Below are 23046 nucleotides of genomic sequence, written 5' to 3' on the forward strand. Positions count from 1 at the left end.
CTAGGCAGGTCGTTGGACGATGTAAAGGATTACATTGACCATCCATCGACTTCGCTGACGATCCGATCCATGAAGCCGCGATGCCGACGATCATCGACGTCGCCGCAAGGGCAGGGGTGTCGACCGCCACCGTGTCGCGCGTGCTCAGCCGGCCCGATCGCGTGGCGGAATCGACGCGTCACCGCGTGATGGAGGTGGTACGCTCGCTCGGCTATCAGCCCAACGTCGCCGCCCGCGCGCTGCGTACCTTGCGGGCGGCCAAGATCCTGCTGACGGTGCCCGACATCTCCAATCCGTTCTTTGCCAGCGTGATCTGCGGCGCGGAAGAGGCGGCGCGCGACGCGGGTTATGCACTGGTGGTCGGCGATACGCGGCACGATGCGGGGGTGGAGGAACAATATGCCGACATGCTGTCGCGGCGCGAAGTCGACGGGTTGATCTTTCTCGGGCATCGCCTGCCCGAGAGCCTCAGGCCGTTGCTATCCCGGCAGGGAACTCCCGCGCCCATCGTCAACGGATGCGAGTACAGTTCCGATCTGGGCGTGCCGAGCGTGCATATCGACAACGCCGTGGCGAGCAGCGATGCCATCGAACACCTGATCGGCTTGGGTCATCGCGACATCGGCATCGTTACCGGACCGGCGATCAGCCCGATCAGCCGCGATCGCCTCGAAGGCGCGCTCGGGGCCGCGCGACGACATGGGCTGGGCGAGCGCATGCACGTGCGCACCGGCGATTATTCGGCCAGGTCGGCGGCCGATCATGCCGGCGACCTGCTGCAGCGGCGGGTGACCGCCCTGTTCTGTTTCAGCGACGAGATGGCGCTGGGTGCGATCAGCGCGATCGGAAAGGCAGGCCTTTCCTGCCCGCGCGACGTCTCGGTGGTCGGTTTCGACGACCTGCCGCTCGCCAGCTTCTTCCAGCCGGCGCTCACCACCATCGCTCAACCGCAGTCGATGATCGGCCGCCGCACGGTCGAGCTGCTCGTGCAGATACTTGGCGGTGTCGAGGTCGCGCCCCGCCAGGTCACCCTGCGGCACGAGCTGATCGTCCGCGGCAGCACCGGGGTTGTAGCCGAGCGAAGCGGATCGTAGCCGCCGTTCTACAGGTGCATGCTCGCGAGGATCGGCTGAAGTATTCCGGCCATCGCGTCGTAGCCCGCTTCGGTCGGATGCACGCCGTCGGTGGCGTAACCGGGCTTCATCGCACCGTCGGCGGTGGACAATGCTGGCGTGTAGTCGACGAAGCGCGCGCCCAGTGTGTGGGCATGATCGCGCAACCAGGCATTGATCGCGCGGATCGGCGTTACAGTGTCCAGACCCGGCCGCCACGGGAAATTCGCTGCGGGCGGCACCGACGCGAGCAGGACGGTGATCCCGTTGGCGCGCGCGATCTGGCAAATCGCGGTCAGATTGTTTTGCGTATCCGCCTGCGTCATCAGACCGGTGTTGCCGGCGATGTCGTTGGTGCCGGCCATCAGATGCAAGGCGCGCGGGCGCAAAGCCACCACATCGGCCATGGTGCGGACGAGCATCTGCGGTGTCGTCTGCCCGCCGATTCCGCGATTGACCCTGCCTGTGGTGAAGAAGGCCGGACGCTTGCCGATCCATCCTTCGGTGATCGAGTCTCCCAGAAAGACGATGCCGGTCCGCTCGCCTGCCGCGATCCGACGCCGGTTGTCCTCGGCATATCGACCCAGCCATGGCCAATCCTCGCGTAGTCGCTTCGCCGCCGCATCTTCGGGGGTCTGGGCGCGTGCGGCCGTGGACAGGCCGAGGAGCGTGGCGGCGGCGAACAGGCTGCGGCGATCGATCATAGCTGCTCCGACAGGGTACAGGGTTCCTTCGCCGCGACATGCGGCCGGGCGCCGGCGGCGTCCAGCGTCAACAGGCTGCCGGCCGCGTCGAAGCGGGGCCAGGCCGGCAGTCCGGCCCCGTTGGGATCGCCGGTCTTCACGAAATTGGCCCAGTAATCCATCAGGTGCAGCGAGCCCAGACGACGGTCGCCGTATATGTAGGAAAGTTCTATGGCATGGCGCGTCATGCCGCCCCCGGGTGCGGCATCGAAAGCATAGGACCAGATGCGATCGCCGCGCCCGGCCAGCAGTGTCGCGAGGCGGAGCGTGGGGCAGCGGAACGTGGCGTCGGTGGCGATCTGCTGGTCGCGCGTTCCCCGGCGCGGGTCGGCAGGCGGGTCGGCCCGGCCCAGTTGGTAGAAGTCCCGTGCCGCCTCTTCGGTCCGCGGGTAGGACAAGGCGACGAATGCGTCGCGCCGGGTCGGACCGCCGGGCAGGTCGAGTTCGAAGACGTTGGAGCCGATCAGCACGTCACGTGCCGGTGCCGCCGCGATCAGGTCGCGGGGTTCCGCCGGCAGGACGACGCCATCGATCGTGGTGCGCAACCAGCGGTAATCGTCGTCGGTCAACTCCGGATCGTGCAGCTGTTGACCGGCGGCGACGACCGCAGCGGCTGAGGCGGCCTGCAGCTTTGTGACGTCGCCGGCCGTACCCAGCAGCCGATCCAGCTGGTCACCGATTCGAAGCGCCTGCCCCCGGCTACGGGTCGGCAGGCCGAACTGCGGCGTACCACTGCCCAGGATCGCACGTCGGAACAGGCCTTTTGCCGCGGGCGTGCCGAGCAGGAGCCCGACATCCTGTGCGCCTGCGCTTTCGCCTGCGATCGTCACCTGTTCCGGATCGCCACCGAAACGCGCGATGTTGTCGCGTACCCAGCGCAGGGCCGCGACCTGGTCGAGCAGCCCCAGGTTGCCACTGCCGGGAAAACCACGGTGCATCATGAAGCCGAGCGCGCCCAGCCGGTACCGGACGCCCACGAGCACGATGCCCCTGTCGACGATCGGCGATCCGGTCATGTCGCCGGGCGATCCGGCGATGTTGCTGCCACCGTGAATCCATACCAGGACCGGACGGCGGCCGGTCAGCGCCGGCGAGCTGACGTCCAGGGTCAGGCAATCTTCCGACTGGAACACGAAGTCGTGATGGTTCCAGCCGAAATCGGCCTGCGAACAGGCGGGTGCCGGCGTGGTCGCGGCCCGGACACTGCGCCACGGCGTTGGCGGCACCGGCGGCGTCCAGCGGCGTGCGGCCAGGGGCGGGGCGGCAAAGGGGATGCCACGGAAGACGGCACGCCCGTTCTCTTTCTCGCCATTGACCGGTCCGGCGGTGGTACGCACGGTCTGCGCCGCAACAGGCAGGGTGCAGATGGCCAGCGAAAGGGCGAGCAGCCGGGCGATCATCGGAACGGCACCTTGGCTTCGGGCACGTTCCAGCCGCGCAGGTTCAGGCCGGGAACCGCCGTTACGCTGGCCGGATAGCTGATGGTGATCGTCTTCTTCTCGCCGGGGAGGAGCGACACATAATTGTCGCTGTAGAAGGCAGGCAGGATGCGCTTGCCGCCCTCGTCGACCAGTGTCAGCTTCGCGTTCAGCGCGGGTACCGCCGTTTCGTTGCCGAGGGTCACCGTGATCGTCCGGTCCTCCGCCTGCGTGACGGGTGAGGTCGCACCGGCCGTCAGGACTACCGGTGCCAGCTGATTGAGCGCGCGATAGGCAGCCGTATCGCGTCCGCGCCAATAGAAGTTCTCCGACACCGGCTTGCCCGTGGCATCGCTCAGCGTCAGGCTGACCAGCAGCATCGGATTGGCGGCGAACAAGCTGTCGAGCGGTACGGCCGCGAGCGGCGTCGCCCGGTTGGCCAGCGCGTCGAGGCGATCGGTCCGGGCGAAGAGCTCGGCATTGTCGAGGCCGACGACCCGCACTTTCGCCGTCAGGCCACGTGCGTCGTCGCGGGTGGTGTTCAGCACCACCAGCTCGTTGCCGGGCAGGTTGAGCTGGACGTGCAGCGGCTCCACGGCCTTCTTCGCACCGTAATACGCGGCGTGCGTGTCATAATCCCACGAGTAGATCTGCCACGCGTTCGATGGCCATGCAGGATGCGTCATCCAGAGCAGGCGGCCCGAGTTCTTCGTCCAGAGATGTCCCTGATATCCCTCGAACATCGCCTTGTGCGTTTCGAGGTTCATCATCTGCGCCTTGCGCTCGAAATCGGCGAAGTCGGTGCCAGCGCCGAACATGGTGTCGAGCGTCTGCATGAACGTCTTGGTGTCGCCGTTCCCGGCGAAATGCCAGTCGTGATAAGCCAGCACGTCGCCCAGCGGCCAGCGGTCGCCGGCCGGGGTATAGGACGCGATCGACTCTGCCGTGGACAGCGACGGCGTTCCGGTTTCCACCGAGAAGCCGGTCGCCAGGTCGGTGAAATAGCCGGCGGGCGGGCGGTAGTTGTACGGCCCCGACCCCTGAAGATTGACCGAGTTGGAGCTGCCGGTGAACCAGCGCGTGCCGTCCAGTTCGAACACCGCCTTGTCCAGCCCCTCGTTCAACGTCGGGTAGGGGACGCCTTCGTTGCGGCCGAACCAGAGGATGATCGAGGGATGGTTGCGATACCGTGCGATCGTGTCGCGGGCATTGGCCAGGAACAGCCCGGCATCGTCTGGCTCGATCTGGAAATTCTGCGTCGACTGCCAGAAATCGTTCAGGACCATCATGCCGTTTTCGTCGGCCAGGTCGTAGAATTCTTCCTCTGAATTGTTGCCCATCCAATTGCGGATGATGTTCATGTGCGCCTCCTTCTGGAGGCGGAAGAAGGGCTTCAACCAGTCGTAGCTGACGCGCTTCATGGCGTCGTCCATGCCCCAATTGCCACCACGGGCCGCGATCTTCACGCCGTTGACGCGGATGGTGAGATGAGGCTCCGGCAGGACCTCGTCGATCGCGGTGACGCCCTTCGACGTCTCACCGGCAGCCGTCAGCGACTCCGCCCAGCCGCGCGGGCTTTCCTTGATCGCGGCGTGGCGAACGTCGATCAGGCGGGTGCCGGCCAGCCCGCCATCGGTGGTCTGCACATTGACGCGCCGTAGCGCGCCTTTGGCATCGAACAGCGACAGGTCGTAACTCACCTCGCGGATGCCGAACCGGTCCTGCCTGGTATCGGACAGACCGCCGGCGTCGCTGACCTGATAGGAGACGTCGTACAGGTGCGGGTCGCCATAGCCGTTCGGCCACCAGAGTTTCGGGTTGGCGACGGTGAGTTGGCGGAACTCGGCAGGCGTGAAAGCGACCTCGCTGCGCCCGGCAGGTGCGGTAACGGTCTTGTCGATCGTGACGCCGTCGAACGCCACGCGAACGGTGACCGGCTTGGCCACGCCGTCGTTCTGGATCGGCACGGTGATGTAAACGTCGGCCCGGTCGGTACGTGGCAGCGGCAGGTCGGTGACGATGTGCGGATCGAGGATGCGGATATCGCCATGCGCCACCAGCTCGACGGGGCGCCACAGCCCGGTGTTCCGATCGCGGATACCGGGGATCCAGTCCCACCCCTCGGTCGCGACGAACGTAGGGCCGTCGATCGCCAGCTGACCGCCATTCTCGCCCACGCCGCCCTTGACCGACTGTTCGTGCGGAATACCGGGGTGCGGCGGCGGCGACACGCGAACGGCGATGACGTTCTCGCCCGCCACCGGCACGTAGTCGAACTGGCCACGGATGAAGGCGCCGCGCGTGTCGCCTAAGCGACGGCCGTTCGCCCACATCTCGGCGGCATAGTTCACGCCGCCGAACACGATGGTCAGGCGTTTGCCCGCCGCGTTAGCCGGCACGGTGAAACTGGTGCGGTACCAATAGTCCTGCCGGGCGAGACTTTCGGGGATCTTTAGGTTGTTCAGGCCGTAATACGGATCCGGATAGACGCCGCGATCGACGAGCGTCTGGAGCACGGTGCCGGGGACGGTGGCGACGCGCCACGCGCTGCCACGCACTCCGGGACGAGAAAGGGTAGCGCCGTCACCTTTCACATCGGGGGCGGCGGCGAGCTGCCATCCGTTGATCTGCCAGCGGCCGGTGGCGATCGGCTGCATCGTCGGGGTGGCCGACACCGGCCTGGCAACCGGTGCGGTATAGGCGCCGTCCACGCTCTGCGGCAGCGTCCACGGATCCTGCTGCTGGGTCAGGCCGATATTCGCCTGTTTCTGGAACGGCCAGCCGACACCGACCTGCCACAGCTGCACCAGGTCGAAGTCCGGACGCGTACGAGCCGCCGTGCCGATTTCCGCTGCGGTCAGTGCCGTGTCGTGAAGGGTCGCGCCAACCAGGGTACCGCCCAGATGGGGACGGTTCGGCAGGGCGGGGGCGAGTGACAGGGTTGGCGCGACAGCCATCGACGCCCCCCGTCCGGTGCCGACACGGCGGCCATCGACGTACAGCGTCAGGGTGCGGCCGTCCGATACGGCCGCGACATGGGTCCAGCGACCGGCGGCCAGAGTGCTGCCGCGGACTACGTCGCGACCATCGCGGAACGCCAGCCGACCCTCCTCGACGATCAGCGCGCGGCCGTTCTCCGGTGCGCCGAGCGCCATCAAGATGATCGTGCCCGAGCGGCGATCGTCGGTTCTGACCCAAGTGGTCATGCTGTACGGCGCACCGGCCGCCGCAACACGCTCCGCACCCGGCAAAGGTCGCTCGATCCCTACGCCACCCGACAGGAACCTGGCATTGTAGGGTCCGCCATTGACCGGCACGGCGGCCGATGCCGTCCATGCCAGCGCCGATGCCGATATCGCAGCCATATAGCCTGCGCGCTTCGTCCAGACCGTCACGCCATCCTCCCCGACATCGTTCTTCGTTGTCACGGCACCAGATCGCCGCGGTACTGTGTGGATGAATTAAGACATCAATTTGTATAAATCGGCAAGCTACTTCCTGCCGACAGTGCCAGTGCAATTGGACCGAGGGGACCTGCCGCGCTTCCCAGGCCGGGCGCCCGGACATATTGGCTGTCGCGCGCCGGCAGCATGAAATAGGCTCCCACAAGGGCTCGGACCCGATCGTCGATCGCCGGGATCAGATACGGTCGATCGGCGACGACACCCCCGCCGATCAGAATGCGCCGCGGACCGGTGGCGAGCACCAGCGCCTGCACCATCTGAGCGAGCGCTTCCACGACGCTGTCCCAGACCGGGTGATCGGCCGGCACGCGCTCGCCCGTGCCACCCAGGCGCGCCGCGATGGCGGGACCTGCGGCGAGCCCCTCGACGCAGTCGCCGTGGAAGGGGCAGGCTCCAGCCCACTCGTCACCGGGAAGGCGGGCGACGCGCATGTGACCCGCTTCACAATGGCCAAGCCCCCGGGTCGCTGCGCCGTTGACGATCAGGCCCACGCCCACGCCAGTGCCGACCGTGATATACGCATAATCGTCGAGACCCTGCGCGGCACCCCAGCGTCCTTCGGCCAGAGCGGCGCCGTTGACGTCCGTGTCGAACGCGACCGGAACCGGGTAGCGTGCAGCGAGCCGGTCGGCGACCGGAGTATCGCGCCATCCGGGCTTCGCGGTGGATGTGATCCGGCCATAGGTGGCGGATACAGGATCCAGATCAACGGGACCGAACGAGGCGACGCCCAGCGCTTGGAACGATCCGGACTGCCACCACGCATCCAGGACATCCTCAATGCCCGCCAGCGTCGCGACCGGAGTGGTCGTCCGGACGGAGTGCTGCGACAGGATCGTGCCATCGGCGTCCGCCAGCACGACCACGCACTTCGTGCCGCCCAGCTCCACGCCGGCAATGCCGGCGCACCTCCCCTCGTTGTGCATCACATCCTCTTTTATCGTTCTCGGATCAGGAAATGGTCGGCACCGCTTGTGGAAGCGCGCGCGCAGATTGACGGATCGCCGGCGAGTCAGCGGGCAGCAGCAGGTGACCGAACGGCAGCAGTGCCGCGCCGACCGCGGGAGAGTCCTCGGCCAGCGCGCCCATTTCGATGGGAGCGAGAGCGGGGGCATGCTGGCCCTCCTTGCGGACCAGGCTATCCGTCCGCCGGGCAAGCTGCTCGACCAACGCGATCGGCAGTCGGCCGCCGATCAGGACGGCGCCGGGATTGAGGAGGCAGTTGAGGGCGATCATGGGTTGGACCAGCGCCCGCGCGGCGCGCTCTATCCAGACGTCCGCCGCCGCGGCGATCGACGGATCGCTGAGGTCGAGCGCGTGGACGCCGATCCCGTCCAGTCCGGCATCGGCGAACACCTGATAGAGCCCGGCGAGAGAGACGATGTTCTGCAACTGGGTCCGCCCGCCGACGCCATCGTCGACGATCAGAAAACCGATCTCACCACTACGCCCCGCGGCACCGCGATCGTACAGCGAGTTGACCACGACACCCCCGCCCAGGCCGAAGGTGACCAGCAGATAGAAGAAACTTCCGAAGTGCTGGCCCAGCCCGAACTGCATCTCGCCGATGGCCGCCGCCGCCGCATCGTTCTCGACGAATACGGGAAGGTCGAACGGATCGTCGAACAGGGCGCTGATGTCGGTTATCGACCATCGGTCGTAATCGGCGGGTCGGCCGGGCAGGTCGACGGCGCCGAGATCGTCGGGCAGCGCGACGCCGATGCCGGTAATCGCGTGGGACGGCATCCCCGCTCTATCGAGCAGGGTGCGCACTTCCTGTCGAAAGAATTGGCGCACATCGTCGGGCATGGGGAAGCTCATCTCGCGCGTGACGCGCGCGCGGACGCTCCCACCGAAATCGACCGCCACCATCGTGAGGTGATCGCGGTCGATGTTGACGCCGATCGAGAAGGCACCGCCCGGATGGATGACGAGGCGGGTGGCAGGCTGGCCGCGGCCACCGCGACGTTGGCCCGCCCGCTCCAGCAGGCCCTCATCAAGCAGCCGATTGGTGATGTTCGACACCGTCGCGGGTGTCAGCCCGGTGACCTCCGCGATCTCGGCCCGGGTGGCGGGGCCGGCGACGCGGATCGCGTGTAGGACCACGCGTTGGTTGTGCTGGCCCGCATGCTCGATATTGGCGCCGGTCAGCCGTGCCGTGTCGCCGCCCCGTGATCGTGCCCGATGCTGTTCGGCAGATGCGGGTGGGGCGGCGTTGCTGACCATGGTTGGACCACATCCTACGACGTAGACAGAATAGATCAATCGTTTTACCGATTTATCCGATAAGGGTTTGCAGACAAATGGCGAAGGAGTTGAGGATGCGGGGCGCGACGTGGTTGCTGACCGGTGCGGTCGGCGTGGTGATGGCGATGGCGCCGGCAGCGGCGCAGACGGTGGCGGGCAATCTGGGCAGCGATGCCGTCCATCCGGCGGAATGGCCCTCGCCCAAATGGCCCTATGCGCGCGACGCCGCGACCGAGGCGAAGATCGCGGCCCTGCTGAAGCGGATGTCGGTCGAGGAGAAGGTGGGGCAGGTCATTCAGCCCGACATCGCCAGCGTCACGCCCGCGGATATGCGCAAGTACCATTTCGGCTCCATCCTGAACGGCGGCAACTCGGCGCCTAACAACGATGAGTTCGCGCCGGCCGGCGAATGGCTGAAGCTGGCGGACGCCTTCTACGATGCTTCGGTCGACGCGACGGGCGGCAAGGTCGCCGTGCCGATGATCTGGGGCACGGACGCGGTCCATGGCCATTCGAACATCGTGGGCGCGACGCTGTTCCCGCACAATATCGGGCTGGGCGCGATGCGCGACTCCACACTGATCGAGAAGATCGGCGCGGCGACCGCGGCGGAGATCCGGGCGACCGGCATGGAGTGGACGTTCGCGCCGACGGTAACGGTGCCGCAGGATTATCGCTGGGGTCGCGCGTACGAGGGATACTCGTCCGATCCGACGCTGGTCGCCGGCTATGTCGGGGCGATGATCCGTGGCCTGCAGGGCGCGCCAAATGGGGAAGCGGTGCTGAAGGGCGCCCATGTCATCGCCAGCACCAAGCACTTCCTGGCCGATGGCGGCACGGCCGGTGGCGTGGATCAGGGCGATGCGAAGATCGATGAGGCGACGTTGCGTCGAATCCATGGCGCCCCCTATGTTCCCGCGATCGAGAACGGCGTCGACACCGTCATGGCGAGCTTCTCGAGCTGGAACGGCCGCAAGCTGACCGGGCACAAGGGCCTGCTGACTGACGTGTTGAAAAACCGGATGAACTTCGGCGGCTTCATCGTATCGGACTGGAACGCGCACGGCCAGGTCGAGGGGTGCACCAACGCGCGCTGCCCGACCGCGCTGCTCGCGGGGATCGATCTGTACATGGCGCCGGACAGCTGGAAGCCGGTGTACGAATCGCTGCTGGCCGAGGTGAAGGCGGGCACGGTGCCGATGGCGCGGCTGGACGATGCGGTGGCGCGCATCCTGCGGGTGAAATACCGGATGGGCCTGTTCGAGGCGGGACGCCCGTCGAGCCGACCACTGGCGGGGCAGTTCGACCTGCTCGGCTCTCCTGCGCACCGTGCAGTCGCGCGCGAGGCGGTGGCGAAATCGCTGGTGCTGCTGAAGCAACAGGGCAGCGTGCTGCCGATCAGGCCGGGTGCGAAGGTGCTGGTGGCGGGCGACGGGGCCGACGACATCGGACGCCAGTCGGGCGGCTGGACGCTGACGTGGCAGGGCACCGGCGTCGACAACAGCCGCTTCCCCGGCGCGACGTCGATCTGGAAGGGGCTGAACGATGCGGTCACCGCCGCCGGCGGCACCGCGACGCTGGCGCCGGACGGACACTTCACGACGAAGCCGGACGTGGCGATCGTCGTGTTCGGCGAGACGCCGTACGCCGAGTTCCAGGGCGACGTGAAGGCGCTGCAACTGCGCCCCGAACTGCGCCAGCCATGGGAGACGATGCGCAAGCTGAAGGCGGCGGGCGTGCCGGTCGTGGCGCTGATGATCACCGGGCGGCCGCTGTATGTGAACCCGGCACTGAACGTGGCGGATGCGTTCGTGGTGACGTGGCTGCCGGGATCGGAGGGCGGCGGCATTGCCGACGTGCTGGTCGCGGGCAAGGACGGGCGGGCGAAGCGCGGCTTCACCGGCAAGCTGCCCACCGCCTGGCCGATCAGCGCGGCCCCGGGGGCGGCGACGCTGTTCCCGTTCGGATACGGGATGGCCGGCGCGGCGGCGTGGAAGCCGTTGCCGGAGAACTCCGGCGTGGCCGAGGCCACCGGCGAGGGCGTGTACCTGGACCGCGGCGTGCCGTCGCCGGCCTGGTCGCTGGAGGTGGGCGCACCCGGCCAGTCGACCAGCCGCATCTCGACCGTGCCGGCACAGGCGGCGGCGGGGAAGATCACCGTCACTGCGACCGACAACGTCGTGCAGGAAGGCGCGCGCAAGTTCGCGGTCACCGGCGGGCAGGGAGTGATCGCCCTGTCGACGCAGGATCCGGTCGACGTCACCCGGCAGTCGAACGGCGACGTCGCGTTGATCGTGACGGCGCGGCGCGACGCGGCGGTGACCGGCACCCCGACGATCGGCGTGCGCAACGGCCAGAAGACCGCCAGCGTGCCGTTCGGCGACCTGGCGGCACTGCCCGCCGGCCAGTGGCGGACGATATCGGTGCCGCTGAAATGCTTCGCCAAGGCGGGAGCCGACCTGGCGAAGCTGGATGCGCCGTTCGTCCTGACGCTGCCCGGGCCGGCGACCGTCAGCATCTCCCGCGTGGCGCTGGGCACGGTGGCCGACCAGATCGTCGCCTGCCCCAAGTGACGGAAGCGATCAGCGCGGGCCGGACAGGTCCGCGCTGATCGTCTCCAGTGCCCGGCCCCGCGTCTCCGGGAAGAAGCGCCAGACCAGCACCGCCTGGAGCAGCATGGCGGCGGCGAAGAACCAGAAGGGCAGCGACTGGCTGTATTCGGCCAGCACCGGGAAGGCGAAGGACAGGACCGCGTTCGCCACCCAGTGCGTCGCACTGCCGATCGACTGGCCGCGGGCGCGGACGCTGGTCGGGAAGATTTCCGACAGATAGACCCAGATCACCGCCCCCTGCGACATCGCGAAGGCGATGATGAAGAGGATCAGGAGTGGCAGCAGCAGCGTCGCCGGCGCGGCGCCGGTATAGACGAGCGCGACCCCCGACAGCGCGACGGCGGTGACGATGCCGCCCAGGATCAGCAACGGCTTGCGCCCGACCCGGTCGATGATCGCCATCGCGGTCATCGTCGCGATGAGGTTGGCCACGCCGATGGCGATCGCCTGGGCATCGGCAGTGAGGCCGGAAAAGCCGGCGGCGGCGAAGATGTCGTTGAGATAATAGAGGATCGCGTTGATCCCCGACAGCTGGTTGAACAGCCCGATGCCGATCGCAAGCATGATCGGCAGGCGGTGGCGACGCCAGTCGAGGCGCGCGGTGCCCGGCTGGTCATCGACAGCGGCGGGGGCCAGATCGATGCCCAGCCGGCCGGCGGCATCGGCCGCCTCCGCATCGCGACCACGCGCGGTCAGCCAGCGCGGGCTTTGCGGCAGGCCGGTCAGGAGGACGAGGAACAGTGCGGCGGGGAAGGCGGCGGCGGCGAGTTTCCAGCGCCACGCGATGTCCGGATCGACGGCCTGCGCGATCAGGAAGTTGCTGAGATAGGCGACGAGGATGCCGAAGACGACGTTGAACTGGAACAGCCCGACGAGGAAGCCGCGGCGTGCCGGCGGGCTGATTTCGGCGATGTAGACGGGCACGAGCACCGACGAGGCGCCGATCGCGATGCCGCCGAGGAAACGGAAGGCGGAGAAGACGGTCAGCGAATCCGCGACCGCGCAGCCGAGCGCGGAGACGACATAGAGAAGGCCTATGATGCGGAGCACCGCGAGGCTACCCCAGCGGTCGCCCGGCGCGCCGCTGAACATCGCGCCGACCAGCGTCCCCCACAGCGCGGCGGACACGGCGGCGCCGAGACCGGCGGCGGAGAGGGCGTATTCGGTGCGCAGCGCTTCCGTCACGCCGGAGATGACGGCGGTGTCGAAGCCGAACAGGAGGCCGCCGAGGCTCATCGCGACGACGGCACGGGTGTGGGTGGATCGGGTCATGCGGTCGCCTGCACTGGAGAGGAGGGGATCATGCCGCCGACAGCCGGTCGAGGAAACGGGCATGCGGTTCGGCATGGGCGAGCGTGGCGCCGATCGCCGCCTTCATCCGGGCGAAGGTATCGGCGAGCTGGTCGTCGGTGAACTGGTCGGCGAGCGGCGAGGGGCGGACGGGCAGGTCGTCGAACCCGGCGTACATGCTGAGCCAGCTGGGGTCCTGGAAGGTATCCCATTCATTGCGGACGAACTCGCCACCGGCGCGCCACGCGTCGAGCTTGATCTGCAATCCTTCGGGCGGAGTCAGTGCGCGCATGCGATCCCAGAACGGCTCGCCCTCGCGCCGGTTCGACCAGTAGTGCAGGAAGAGGAAGTCGCGCAGCCGCTCGAACTCCAGCGTCGACTGGCGGTTGTAGGTGGCGGCGAGACGCGGATCCATCGCCCGGTCGGGCAGCAGCGCGACGAGCCGTTCCAGCCCCGACTGGATCAGCGTGATGCTGGTCGATTCGAGCGGTTCGAGAAAGCCCGACGCCAGGCCGAGGCCGACCACGTTGCGATCCCAGAAGCGGGCGCGGTGGCCGGTGGTGAAACGCAGCTTGTTGGGGTTGGCGAGCGCCTCTCCCTCCAAGCCGGCGACCAGCATGTCCTCTGCCTGCTGGTCGTCCAGATGATCGCTGCAATAGACATGGCCGTTGCCGATGCGATGACGCAGCGGGATGTGCCACTGCCAGCCGGCGGTGCGCGCGGTGGCGGTGGTCAGCGGCCTGTGCGCCGGCACCGCCGCCTTGCACGGGATGGCCACGGCACGGTCGCAGGGCAGCCAGTGGCGCCAGTCGACATACGGAACGCCGAGCGCCTCGCCGAGCAGCAGGCTGCGGAAACCGGAACAGTCGATCCACAGGTCGCCGGCGACGCGGCGGCCGTCCTCCAGCGTGACCGACTCCAGCCGGCCGTCCTGACCGTCGCGGTGCGTGTCGACGATGCGGGCATCGATATGGGCGACGCCGTTCGCCAGCGCCAGCCGGCGGAGGAGGGCGGCGAACTTGGCGGCATCGAAATGGACCGCGAAGTTGAAGACGCCGAGATCGTTCTGCGGGCGGTCGTTGGGCGGGAGGAACAGCCCGCGCTCCGCCAGCTGGGTCGCCAGGCAGTATTCGCCGAGCGGGGTCGTGTCGCCGGCGGCGCGCCGTTTCAGCCAGTAGTGATGGAAGGCGACCCCGCGTGCGGGCACGCCGTAGAGGCCGAAGGGATGGAAGAAGGAGTGGCCGTCGCGCTGCCAGTCGGCGAAGCGGATGCCGTATTTGATCGTGCCCTCGGTCTCGCGCAGCACCTCAGGCTCCCCGAGTTCGACCGCGGCGAAGAAGTCGCGGATGGCCGGCACGGTCGCCTCGCCGACGCCCACGGTGCCGATCGCGCTGCTGTCGACGACGGTGATCGACAGGCGGAGATGCGCCAGTTTGCGGGCGAGGAACGTCGCCGCCATCCACCCGGCGGTGCCGCCACCGACGATCACGATCGAGCGGATGGGGGCGGGGATATCCGTGGTCAGATCCATGCGGTGGGTTCCGTCGGTGCAAGGGCGCGGGCGCGCGCGAATGTTGAGGAAGTTGCGGGTTGCGGAGGGTCGGGGTGGGGGACGGTCGTGTCAATGTTCGGGGCGTAAGGCGTTTTATCTGTGTGGGTTAGGCGAATGTTGAGGCGATCGCCGCGCGATCGATGAAACCGGGCAAGTTTCGACAGTGAGGCTGTCGTAAGTGAATGTTGAGGCGGGAGGGACATGGCCTGCCTATACGCCAGGATGAGTGGCGTAGGACATGGTTGGCCGGCGTTCGCGTGAGCGTCCGGGTAGTCGATCTTCCGTTGTCCATGGGTGCCGGCGTTCGCCGGGATGACGAAGAGAATGGCGTGCGGAGTGGCCTTCGCAGTGGCTCCGCCGACGCCGGGTTTCAGTCGGACTGCCCCTGCTGGTCTACTGGCGACGTTACCCATCTGGATCCCGGCCTTCGCGGTGATGGTGCGGGATGGTGTCGCGGGGCTGTTCAACCACGATCCCCGCGAAGGAGAGCGGGACCCCGGATCGAGCCCGGGGCGACGAGTGCGTGGGGCGGCAGGATCATTCTCGCCAAAAGAAACGCCGCACCGACCGGGAGGGTCGATGCGGCGCGAGGTTGGGGAACGGGTAGGACCGATCAGAACTTGACGCGGACGCCGCCGATGAAGCGACGCTCGTAGATGTTCTCGAACAGCACCTGATCGGCGAAGGTCAGGTAGTAGCGCTCGGTCTCCGCCGTCAGGTTCGATGCCTGGCCGTACAGGGTGATGTTCGGCAGGATGTCGTAGCTGATCGACGCGTCGAGATAGTTGGTCGGCTTCTGGTACTGGGCCAGGCCGGTGATGCCGCCGTAATCGGACGAGACCAGACGCTTCGAGCGATAGTTGTAGGCGACGCGCGCCTGGAAGCCATACTGCTCGTACCACAGCGCGGCGTTCGCCTGATGCTTCGAATTGTCCTGGAACGGCTGCTTGTTGCCGGCCAGATCGGTGCGGCCGGCATCACCCAGCGACAGGGTGTAGTTGGCATCGACGCCGAAGCCGCCGAACAGGCCGTTGACGCCGTAATCGGCCAGCGACTGGCGCGCGGAGAACTCGGCGCCCTTCAGCGTGCCGCCCTCGCCCTGACCGATCGTGTTGATGATGACCGGGTTGCGGATCACGCCGTCATTGTCGGGGATGTCGTTGCGCGTCTCGGTGCCGTTGGTGATGAAGCTGTCGACCTTGATGTAGAACACGCCGGCCGCGATCAGGCTCGACCGGCCGGTGTAGAACTCCAGGCTGGCCTCGGCATTGTCGGCGCGCCACGGATCGAGCTGCGGGTTGCCGTTCGAGTTGCCGCCCTGCGCGCGGAACAGCGGCGGGTTGACCGACGTGTCGATGGCGTAGTTGACGTTCAGGCCACCGCCCCACTGATCGAGGTTCAGGAGGGTCATCGTCTTCGAATAGGCACCGCGCAGCCGCAGCTTGTCGGTGATGTCGAAGGCGACGTTGAACGCCGGCAGGAAGTCGGTGAAGTCACGCTTGGTGAAGGCGTCGCCATTGTCGCGGCCCGACAGGCCGTAAGGCTGCGGTGCGCCGACGATGTTCTGGCGGACGGTGAAGCGGGTGTTGACGACGCGCAGGCCGCCATTGGCGCGGAACGGCAGGCCGAACAGCTCACCCTCGCCGCTGACCTCGGCATAGCCCGAGATCTGCTTCAGCTCGATGCCGAACGAGTTGGCCGGGTTCACGTTGTTGACGCTGCCGGGATAGAAGCTGTTCTGGAACGCTTCGGAATTGTCCATCGCCTTCGGATCGAGGACGAAGAGGGCGGGGGTGCCGGCGGCGGGCAGCTTGTACTGCTTGATGATGCCGGCGAACTTCGGGTCGTTGGCTAGCCGGGTATAGCCGGCGGTGTAGGCATTGCCCTGCGCATCGCGGACGTTGCAGGTCGGGTCGTTCAGGTTGACGTCGAACGCCTTCCACTTGACCAGGCAGCCGGCGGCGGGGTTCGAGGGATTGTCGGTGTTGCCGGCATAGAAGGGCGACGCGCGCTCGAAGCTGAACTGCTCGACGCTGCGCTCGCCGTAGCGGCCGCCGAACTTGATCCGGAGCTGCTCGCTCGGGCTCCACTCGGCATCGCCGCGGAACGCCCAGAGATCGCCGTCCTGATAGAGATTGTTCTCCGACGAGATGGTCTTCAGGCCGTAGCGCGAGATGTCCTGCGTCTGCGCCAGGAACGCCTGCGGGAAGGTGAAGACGGGCGCGCCGCTGGAATAGTCGACGGTCGCCTTCTGGCTGTAGGGCGCATAGCCGGTGGGGTTGAAGCGCACGTCGCCGCCGATCGAGGCCGGGTAGTTGCCGACGCCGTTATAGGCCCATTGCGTGCCGTTGGTCAGGTTGAACTGCGCGTAGGACTGGTCCGACTTGCGGCTGGCCTTGCCATAGATGCCGCGGACGGTGGCCTTGAAGTTGCCGCCATTGTCCCAGTCGAGCTGCAGGTTGTAGTTCTGCGATTCCGACTTCACCCGGAAGGTTTCCGAGTAGCTGTCGAACGCGGGCATGTCGTACTGGAAGGTCTGGACGGTGTTCAGGTTGAACCCGTTGACGACCGCGCCGGTGTCGCGCGACTGGGTCGGCAGGAAGGGCGAGGTCTGCCAGCTGATGTTCTGGAACTGGAAGCCGGCGGTGCGGTCATACTGGGTCTGGCGGGTGTAGAAGCCGTCGGCAGTCAGCTTCAGCGCGTCGTTGATCTGGAACTGGAGCGAGGCGTTGGCGCCGAAGCGCTCGCGGCTGGTGATGCGGTTCCAGGCGGTGTGCGACTGCGGCGTGATGAACGCATCGTTGGCGTCGCCGTCGCCGTTCACGTCGTAGCCGATGATCGCGCCCTGGCCGTTGCGGACCGGCGTGCCGCGGCTGACTTCCCGGCCGTTCACGAAATTGCCGATCGCGAAATCGCCCTGGTTCGTGGCGCTGCCGCCCTCGTTGCGGAGAGCGACGCCGTAATCCTGGATACCGCGGAAGCTGTTCGACAGGTCGAGGTCGCTGTACGCGGCCGAGACGAGCAGGCCGACGCGGCCGGCATTGTACGAGATCAGGCCGTTGACCGACGGGTTCCACTTCTCGGTGCGGTCGCCATATTGCCCCTCTGCGGCGGCGGACATGGTCAGGCCGTTCTTCAGGTCGAACGGACGGCGCGTCAGCAGGTCGATCGTGCCGGTCAGGCCCGCCTGCTGGAGCGAGGCGGTCGGCGACTTGAAGACGGTCGCGCCCGAGAAGAGCTGCGACGGGATGTCGGTGAAGTTCGGCTGGACCGCGGTGACCGAGTTGGCGCCCAGGAACTGCTCGCCGTTCATCAGCGTCGTCACCTGCGGCAGGCCGCGGATGTTGACGGCGCCGCCCTCACCGGCTTCGCGGCGGATCTGGACGCCGGGAATGCGCTGCAGCGAGTCGGAGATGGTGACGTCGGGCAGCTTGCCGATGTCCTGCGCGCTGATCGCCTCGACCACGCTGTCGGCGTTGCGCTTCACCTCGATCGAGCGGGCCTGCGACGCGCGGATGCCGGTGACGACGATGTCGGCGTCCTCGGTCGACTGGTCGGGTGCGGCGACCGGATCCTGGCTCGTCACCGGGGCGGCGGGGGTGTTGCCGACGGGGGTCGCGTCCTGCGCGGCGGCCGGTGCGGCGGTCAACGCGGCCAGGCCGAGCACCAGCGGCGATGCGGCCGACAGCAGCGTGACACGACGCAGCGGTTTACGGAAATCTGCCATCTTCATCCTCCCAATCGGCCGTGTCGGATCCCCAAGATCCGCACAGCCTCTCATAAAATCATTTTGATTTAATCATTGGGTGCCGGGAAATTGTCAAGCAGTACGAGGCGATTGCACGGACACTGTGGGGAGTTTGCATCACCTGAGCAACCATAATGCCATATTGATACCAATCTGGGCTATCGCCGAAACGAGTATTCTATACCTGACGAGAATCGTCGTTTTCAGCGGGATGCGACGCTCCAGCGATGGGTCCGGGACGGTTGGTGACGGGAAGGATTGCGGCGTCGGATCGACTTGCCTATCGATGTCGCTAGATACCAGTCCAATACCGGAGATCGACGATGACGCGCAGCTGGGTCCGGTGGTGGGGCGGGGTATCTCCGGCGGCGGCGATCGCGGTGGCGCTGCCGGCAGCGGCATGCGCGGAGCCGGTGACGATGCCGGCGATCGTGCCGACGCCGGTATCGGCCACCCTGATCGGCGGCACGGTGGCGCTGGGGCGGTCGGTCGTGCTGGTCGTCGCACCGGGCAGCGATGCGGACACCGTCGCGCTGGTACGTGACATCCTGACCAGGGCGGGGGTGGAGCGGATCGAGCGCGCCGCACGCACGACGACGAAAGCGGGGCGGACGCAGGTGGTGATCGGCCCGGCCGATGCGCCGGTGGTGCGCGCCGCACTGGCGCGGAGCGGTGCGGCGGCGGAGGCGACGCCGGAGGGATATACGCTGGCGAGCGTCGAGACGGGCGAGGGTGCGCTGATCACGCTGGCCGGGCACGATGCCGACGGGCTGTTCCATGCCGCGCAGACGCTGAGGCAGCTGGCGGCGCGCGCGGCGTTTCCAGCGATCGTCATCCGCGATCGCCCGGCGATGCCGATCCGGGGCACGATCGAGGGCTTCTACGGCAAGCCCTGGTCGATGGCGGACCGGGCGGCGCACCTGGACTTTCTGGGACGGATGAAGGCCAATACCTATATCTACAGCCCCAAGGACGATCCCTATGCGCGCGACCGGTGGCGGGACGACTATCCGGCCGCGACGCTGACTGCGCTGGGCGGACTGGTGAAGGCGGCGCGGCGCAACCACGTCACCTTCGTCTACGCGATCTCGCCGGGACCGTCGGTCTGCTTCTCCGATCCGGCCGACCAGCGGACGCTGATGCGCAAGGTGGACGCGATGCGGGCGATCGGGGTGCGCAGCTTCTACGTCGCGCTCGACGACATCGAATATACCAAGTGGAACTGCGACGCCGATCGCGCGGCCTTCGGCGAGCCGGGGGCGGCGGCAGCCGGCGTGGCGCAGTCGCGGTTGCTGAACGCGGTGCAGGCCGATCTGCTGGCGCGCCACGACACGGCGTCGGCGCTGATGATGGTGCCGACCGAATATTACGATGCCAAGGAGAGCCCGTACAAGGCGGCGCTGCGCCAGCATCTGGACCCGCGCATCGTCGTGCAGTGGACCGGCACCGACGTGGTGCCGCCCGCTATCGCGATCCCCGACGCCCGCGCCGCCGCCAAGGTATTCGGGCGCAAGACGCTGTTGTGGGACAATTATCCGGTCAACGACTTCGCGACCTCGGCCGGGCGACTGCTGATGGCGCCCTATGCCCGGCGCGAGGCGGGGCTGTCGGCTGAATTGAGCGGGATCGTGGCAAACCCGATGAACCAGGAGGCGCCGAGCAGGGTGGCGGTGACGGGGGTCGTCGCGTTCGGCTGGAACGATCAGGGGTACGACGCCGACCGCGTCTGGCGGCTGGCCGCGGCCGATCTGGCGGGCGGCGACGGGCAGGTGGCGGCGGCGCTGCTGCGTTTCTTCGATACCCAGCATCTGGCCCCGACGTTCGGCAGCCAGCCATGGCAGGAGCAGGCGCCGACGCTGAAGGCGGTGCTGGACCGGGTACGCGGGGCCATCGCGGGCGACGATGCGGTGGAGCGCGCGGCGGCGATCGCGGCACTGGCGGCGGAGGCCGATGCGTTTGCGGGCGCGCCCGACACCATCCGCGCGGGCGTGCCCGACCAGGGGTTCGCGACGCAATCCGCCCCGTGGCTGGATGCGATGCAGCGCTGGGGACGGGCATTGCAGCTGACCGCCGCCGGTCTGGATGCGGCGAACCGCGGCAGTGGTGCCGCCGCCCGCTTCTTCGCCGATGCGCAGCGGCTGGCGAGCGAGGCGGCGGCGACTCCGACGATCCCCGGTGCGACCCGGTTCGGCGGGCCCGCGAAGATCGCCGACGGCGTGCTGGACCGGTTCGTGGCCGACGCGCCGACGCTGATCGCGATCAACCCGTTGGCCGGCCCCGGTCCGGTGGCGACACCGTGACGGTGCGGCCGACGCGGCGGCCGTCGGGCGAGCGGGTGCGCAGGTCGACGGGACCCGTCACCGCGACCGGCGCGGCGTAGCGCCGCCACGGCCCGCCGGTGACGCGGTATTCGATCGGGGTGCCGGGCAGTTCGCTGTTCGCCTGGAGCAGGCCATCGACGATGCGGGCGCCCGGCGGTGCGAGGCGATAGGTGATGCCCGCCCGGTCCAGCGCCCGCAGCCGGACCGCCATCCGCCCGGCGAAATCCCGCCAGCCGGCGAGCAGCGCGGCGCGGTCGACCCGCGGATCGCCGAGAGCGTAGGTGGCGCCGGGGACATAGGCCGGCTGCCACGCCGGGCTGCTCCAGGCGCGCTCCGCCAAAGCGAGCAGGCGGGGGAACAGCATGTAGTCGACCTGCGTGTCGCGCCGCACCGTCTCGCTCCATAGCTGCGCCTGCAGCCCGGCGATGGCGCGGCCGGGCGCGAGCGGCACCGTGTCGACGACCGGCGTGGGACGCGCGAAGGTATCGGGGATCAGCGCGGCGTTGGCGGGCAGGTTGCCGGGCATGAAGCCGAACGCCTGGAAGGTGTCGACGCCGCGCGTGGCCCAGTCATAGCCCGGCTCGTCCGGATCGGGCGCATAGGGCATGTCGAAATAGCCCGCGTCCGGCATCGACAGAACGGTCTGCCAGCCGCGATTGGCCTGTCCGTGCGCCTCCGCGACGCCGCCGGTATGGACACCGCTCCAGATATTGGTCTGCACCGAAGAGGGCATGCGCGCCGCATCGGTATGGCCGAGCCCGTCGCTCCACCCGGCGACGCGGATGCCCCGGCCGGCGAGCTGGGCCGATACTCGCTCGATGAAATAGGCGCCCAGGCCGCTCGCCTTCATCCCGGTGCGCGCGAGCAGCGCCCGGCAGACCGGCGACCCGGTCCATGCGCCAGCCGTCTCGTCGGCGCCGATATGGTAGGTGGTGAGGGGAACACCGGCGGTGCGATGCAGCGCGGCGACCCCGCCGACGACGGCGTCGATGAAGCGATAGGTGGCGTCGAGGCAGACGTTCAGCGTGTTGTCGCCATAGTTCTGGATGCTGCGGTATCTGGTGGTGTCGGCGGGATCGACCAGCCGGTAGCGTTCGGCACCGGTCCGGTCGCCACGGGCCATCAGCGCGGCGTAGCGAACCTCCATGGACCGGATCGCCGCGCGGGAGTGGCCGGGCATGTCGAACGAGGGGATGACGGTGATCTGCCGGGCGGCGGCGGCACGGAGCAGATCGACATAGTCCGCGGCGGCGAGATAGCCGTTGGTCGGGGCCGCGCGGTCGGGATCGGCGCCCAGCTGCGGGGACAGGCAGGTCGCCTCCGTCACGTCGCCGCAGCGATACGCACCGATCGCCGTCAGCTCGGGCAGCCCGGCGATCTCCAGCCGCCAGCCCTCGTCGTCGCCCAGATGAAGGTGGAGGCGGTTCAGCTTGTAGATGGCCATCTGCTCGATGAGCTTCAGCAACTCTGCCTTGCTGTGGAAATTGCGGGCGATGTCGATGTGGAGGCCGCGAAACGGCAGGGCGGGCGCATCGTCGACGATCAGCGGGCGCAGGCTGGTACCCTCCGCCGCGATCTGCTGTGCCAGCGACCGGAGCGCGTGGGAGGCACCCGCGGCGTCCCCCGCATCGATCATTACCGCGCCCTTACCGATCGCGAGGCGGTACCCCTCGGCCGGCAGCTCCGCCTTGCGACGGATCGTCAGCCGGGTCGGGCCGGCCCCCTGCGGCAGGGCGGCAAGACCGGCGGCGATCGCGGCACGCGGAATGCCGGCGGTGGTGATGCGGAATCCGGCGGCCAGGTCGACCGGGGTGCCGGCGGGACGGCTGGCGCGCAGCGGTTTCGGCAGGATGGCGACGTCGATCGCGGTCGCGGGTCCTCGTCCGGCATACAGGGCGAAGGCACGTTCGGGCGTCTGCCAGACGGTGCGATCGGCCGGCGCGCCGCCGGCCAGCGCCGCCTCGTCGGTCATCGGGGCGACGAAGGGCAGCGTTTCCATGCCCGTATCGGCGTCGGTGCCGGGACGGGTGGCCGCGATCACCCGCGGGGCGAGGCCGGGTGCGTGCAGCATCGCGTTCGGCATGACATGGTTGCGCGAGTAGAAGGCGCCCACCGCAGTGATGCCGATGCGATAGACCCGCCCGGGCAGCAACCGGCGGCCCGGCTTCAGGGTGAGGGCGTTGACGTCGCCCGCGACCTGGCGGCCGGCGAAATCGTCGCTGTCGATCGCCAGCACCCGGTTGACGAAGCCGTAGCGGATCTCAATCGGCACGCCCGCGAGGCTGGGATCGAGCGCGGCGGGGACGGTGATGTCGATCGTCGACCGGAAGCAGCGCAGCACGCCGCCGGGGCAGGGCGCGGTACGGTTGTCCACGACGGTGAAGCGGTAGCCGAGCGTGGCGGCGAGCCGGTCCAATCCGGCCTGTTCGGGCGGCAGCGCCGTTGCGGCCGCCACGACCGCCAGCGGGAGCAACGACCACATCACCATGCCAAGTCCCTCATATTCCATCGATCGTCGTTCGACCGGCGATCATCTGCG

At 68.1% G+C, this 23046-nt stretch carries 12 protein-coding genes; 3 read left to right on the top strand and 9 right to left on the bottom strand.

Translation table 11 applies throughout. The features are described from left to right. Positions 1 to 80: 80 nt before the first annotated feature. Entirely contained in the window at positions 81 to 1094 is a 1014-nt protein-coding gene (locus ABC319_RS16535; protein WP_413071273.1) for a LacI family DNA-binding transcriptional regulator, read from the top strand. Positions 1095 to 1102: 8 nt separating this feature from the next. Here ABC319_RS16535 and ABC319_RS16540 read toward each other — a convergent pair whose 3' ends face one another. Genes ABC319_RS16540 through ABC319_RS16560 form a run of 5 tightly spaced genes read right to left on the bottom strand, consistent with a single transcriptional unit; the run spans position 1103 to position 8963 of the window. Beyond that, positions 1103 to 1816, bottom strand: a complete 714-nt coding sequence (locus tag ABC319_RS16540) for a GDSL-type esterase/lipase family protein (RefSeq protein WP_413071274.1) — start codon at positions 1814 to 1816, stop codon at positions 1103 to 1105. After that, positions 1813 to 3255: a carboxylesterase family protein gene (locus ABC319_RS16545; protein ID WP_413071275.1), complete on the bottom strand. Its 1443-nt coding sequence runs from the start codon at positions 3253 to 3255 to the stop codon at positions 1813 to 1815. Before ABC319_RS16545 ends, ABC319_RS16540 begins: the two co-directional genes overlap by 4 nt. After that, complete coding sequence (locus tag ABC319_RS16550) at positions 3252 to 6701, bottom strand: glycosyl hydrolase 2 galactose-binding domain-containing protein (protein WP_413071276.1); 3450 nt, start codon at positions 6699 to 6701, stop codon at positions 3252 to 3254. The genes ABC319_RS16545 and ABC319_RS16550 overlap by 4 nt, the downstream gene beginning before the upstream one ends. Before the next feature lie 41 nt (positions 6702 to 6742). Beyond that, on the bottom strand, positions 6743 to 7663 hold the full coding sequence (locus ABC319_RS16555) for an ROK family protein (RefSeq protein WP_413071277.1): 921 nt from the start codon (positions 7661 to 7663) through the stop codon (positions 6743 to 6745). Between the two features lie 25 nt (positions 7664 to 7688). Further along, positions 7689 to 8963 (bottom strand): ROK family transcriptional regulator, encoded by a 1275-nt coding sequence (locus tag ABC319_RS16560; RefSeq protein ID WP_413071278.1) that lies wholly within the window; start codon positions 8961 to 8963, stop codon positions 7689 to 7691. Between the two features lie 95 nt (positions 8964 to 9058). On the opposite strand from ABC319_RS16560, the gene ABC319_RS16565 reads away from it, so the two are divergent. After that, positions 9059 to 11557, top strand: a complete 2499-nt coding sequence (locus ABC319_RS16565; protein WP_413071279.1) for a glycoside hydrolase family 3 protein — start codon at positions 9059 to 9061, stop codon at positions 11555 to 11557. A gap of 9 nt (positions 11558 to 11566) precedes the next feature. On the opposite strand, the gene ABC319_RS16570 is transcribed toward ABC319_RS16565, so the two are convergent. From ABC319_RS16570 to ABC319_RS16580, 3 genes are all read right to left on the bottom strand, one after another. Then, positions 11567 to 12868: a sugar porter family MFS transporter gene (locus tag ABC319_RS16570; protein WP_413071280.1), complete on the bottom strand. Its 1302-nt coding sequence runs from the start codon at positions 12866 to 12868 to the stop codon at positions 11567 to 11569. Positions 12869 to 12896: 28 nt separating this feature from the next. Further along, complete coding sequence (locus ABC319_RS16575) at positions 12897 to 14417, bottom strand: tryptophan halogenase family protein (protein WP_413071281.1); 1521 nt, start codon at positions 14415 to 14417, stop codon at positions 12897 to 12899. 634 nt (positions 14418 to 15051) lie between these two features. Next, complete coding sequence (locus tag ABC319_RS16580) at positions 15052 to 18165, bottom strand: TonB-dependent receptor (protein WP_413071282.1); 3114 nt, start codon at positions 18163 to 18165, stop codon at positions 15052 to 15054. Positions 18166 to 18509: 344 nt separating this feature from the next. On the opposite strand from ABC319_RS16580, the gene ABC319_RS16585 reads away from it, so the two are divergent. Then, complete coding sequence (locus ABC319_RS16585; protein ID WP_413071283.1) at positions 18510 to 20486, top strand: glycoside hydrolase family 84 protein; 1977 nt, start codon at positions 18510 to 18512, stop codon at positions 20484 to 20486. Here ABC319_RS16585 and ABC319_RS16590 read toward each other — a convergent pair. Then, positions 20446 to 22995, bottom strand: a complete 2550-nt coding sequence (locus ABC319_RS16590) for a beta-N-acetylhexosaminidase (protein WP_413071284.1) — start codon at positions 22993 to 22995, stop codon at positions 20446 to 20448. The genes ABC319_RS16585 and ABC319_RS16590 overlap by 41 nt on opposite strands. Positions 22996 to 23046: the final 51 nt, after the last annotated feature.

It is taken from the genome of Sphingomonas phoenicis, assembly GCF_047238005.1.
Lineage (GTDB): Bacteria > Pseudomonadota > Alphaproteobacteria > Sphingomonadales > Sphingomonadaceae > Sphingomonas.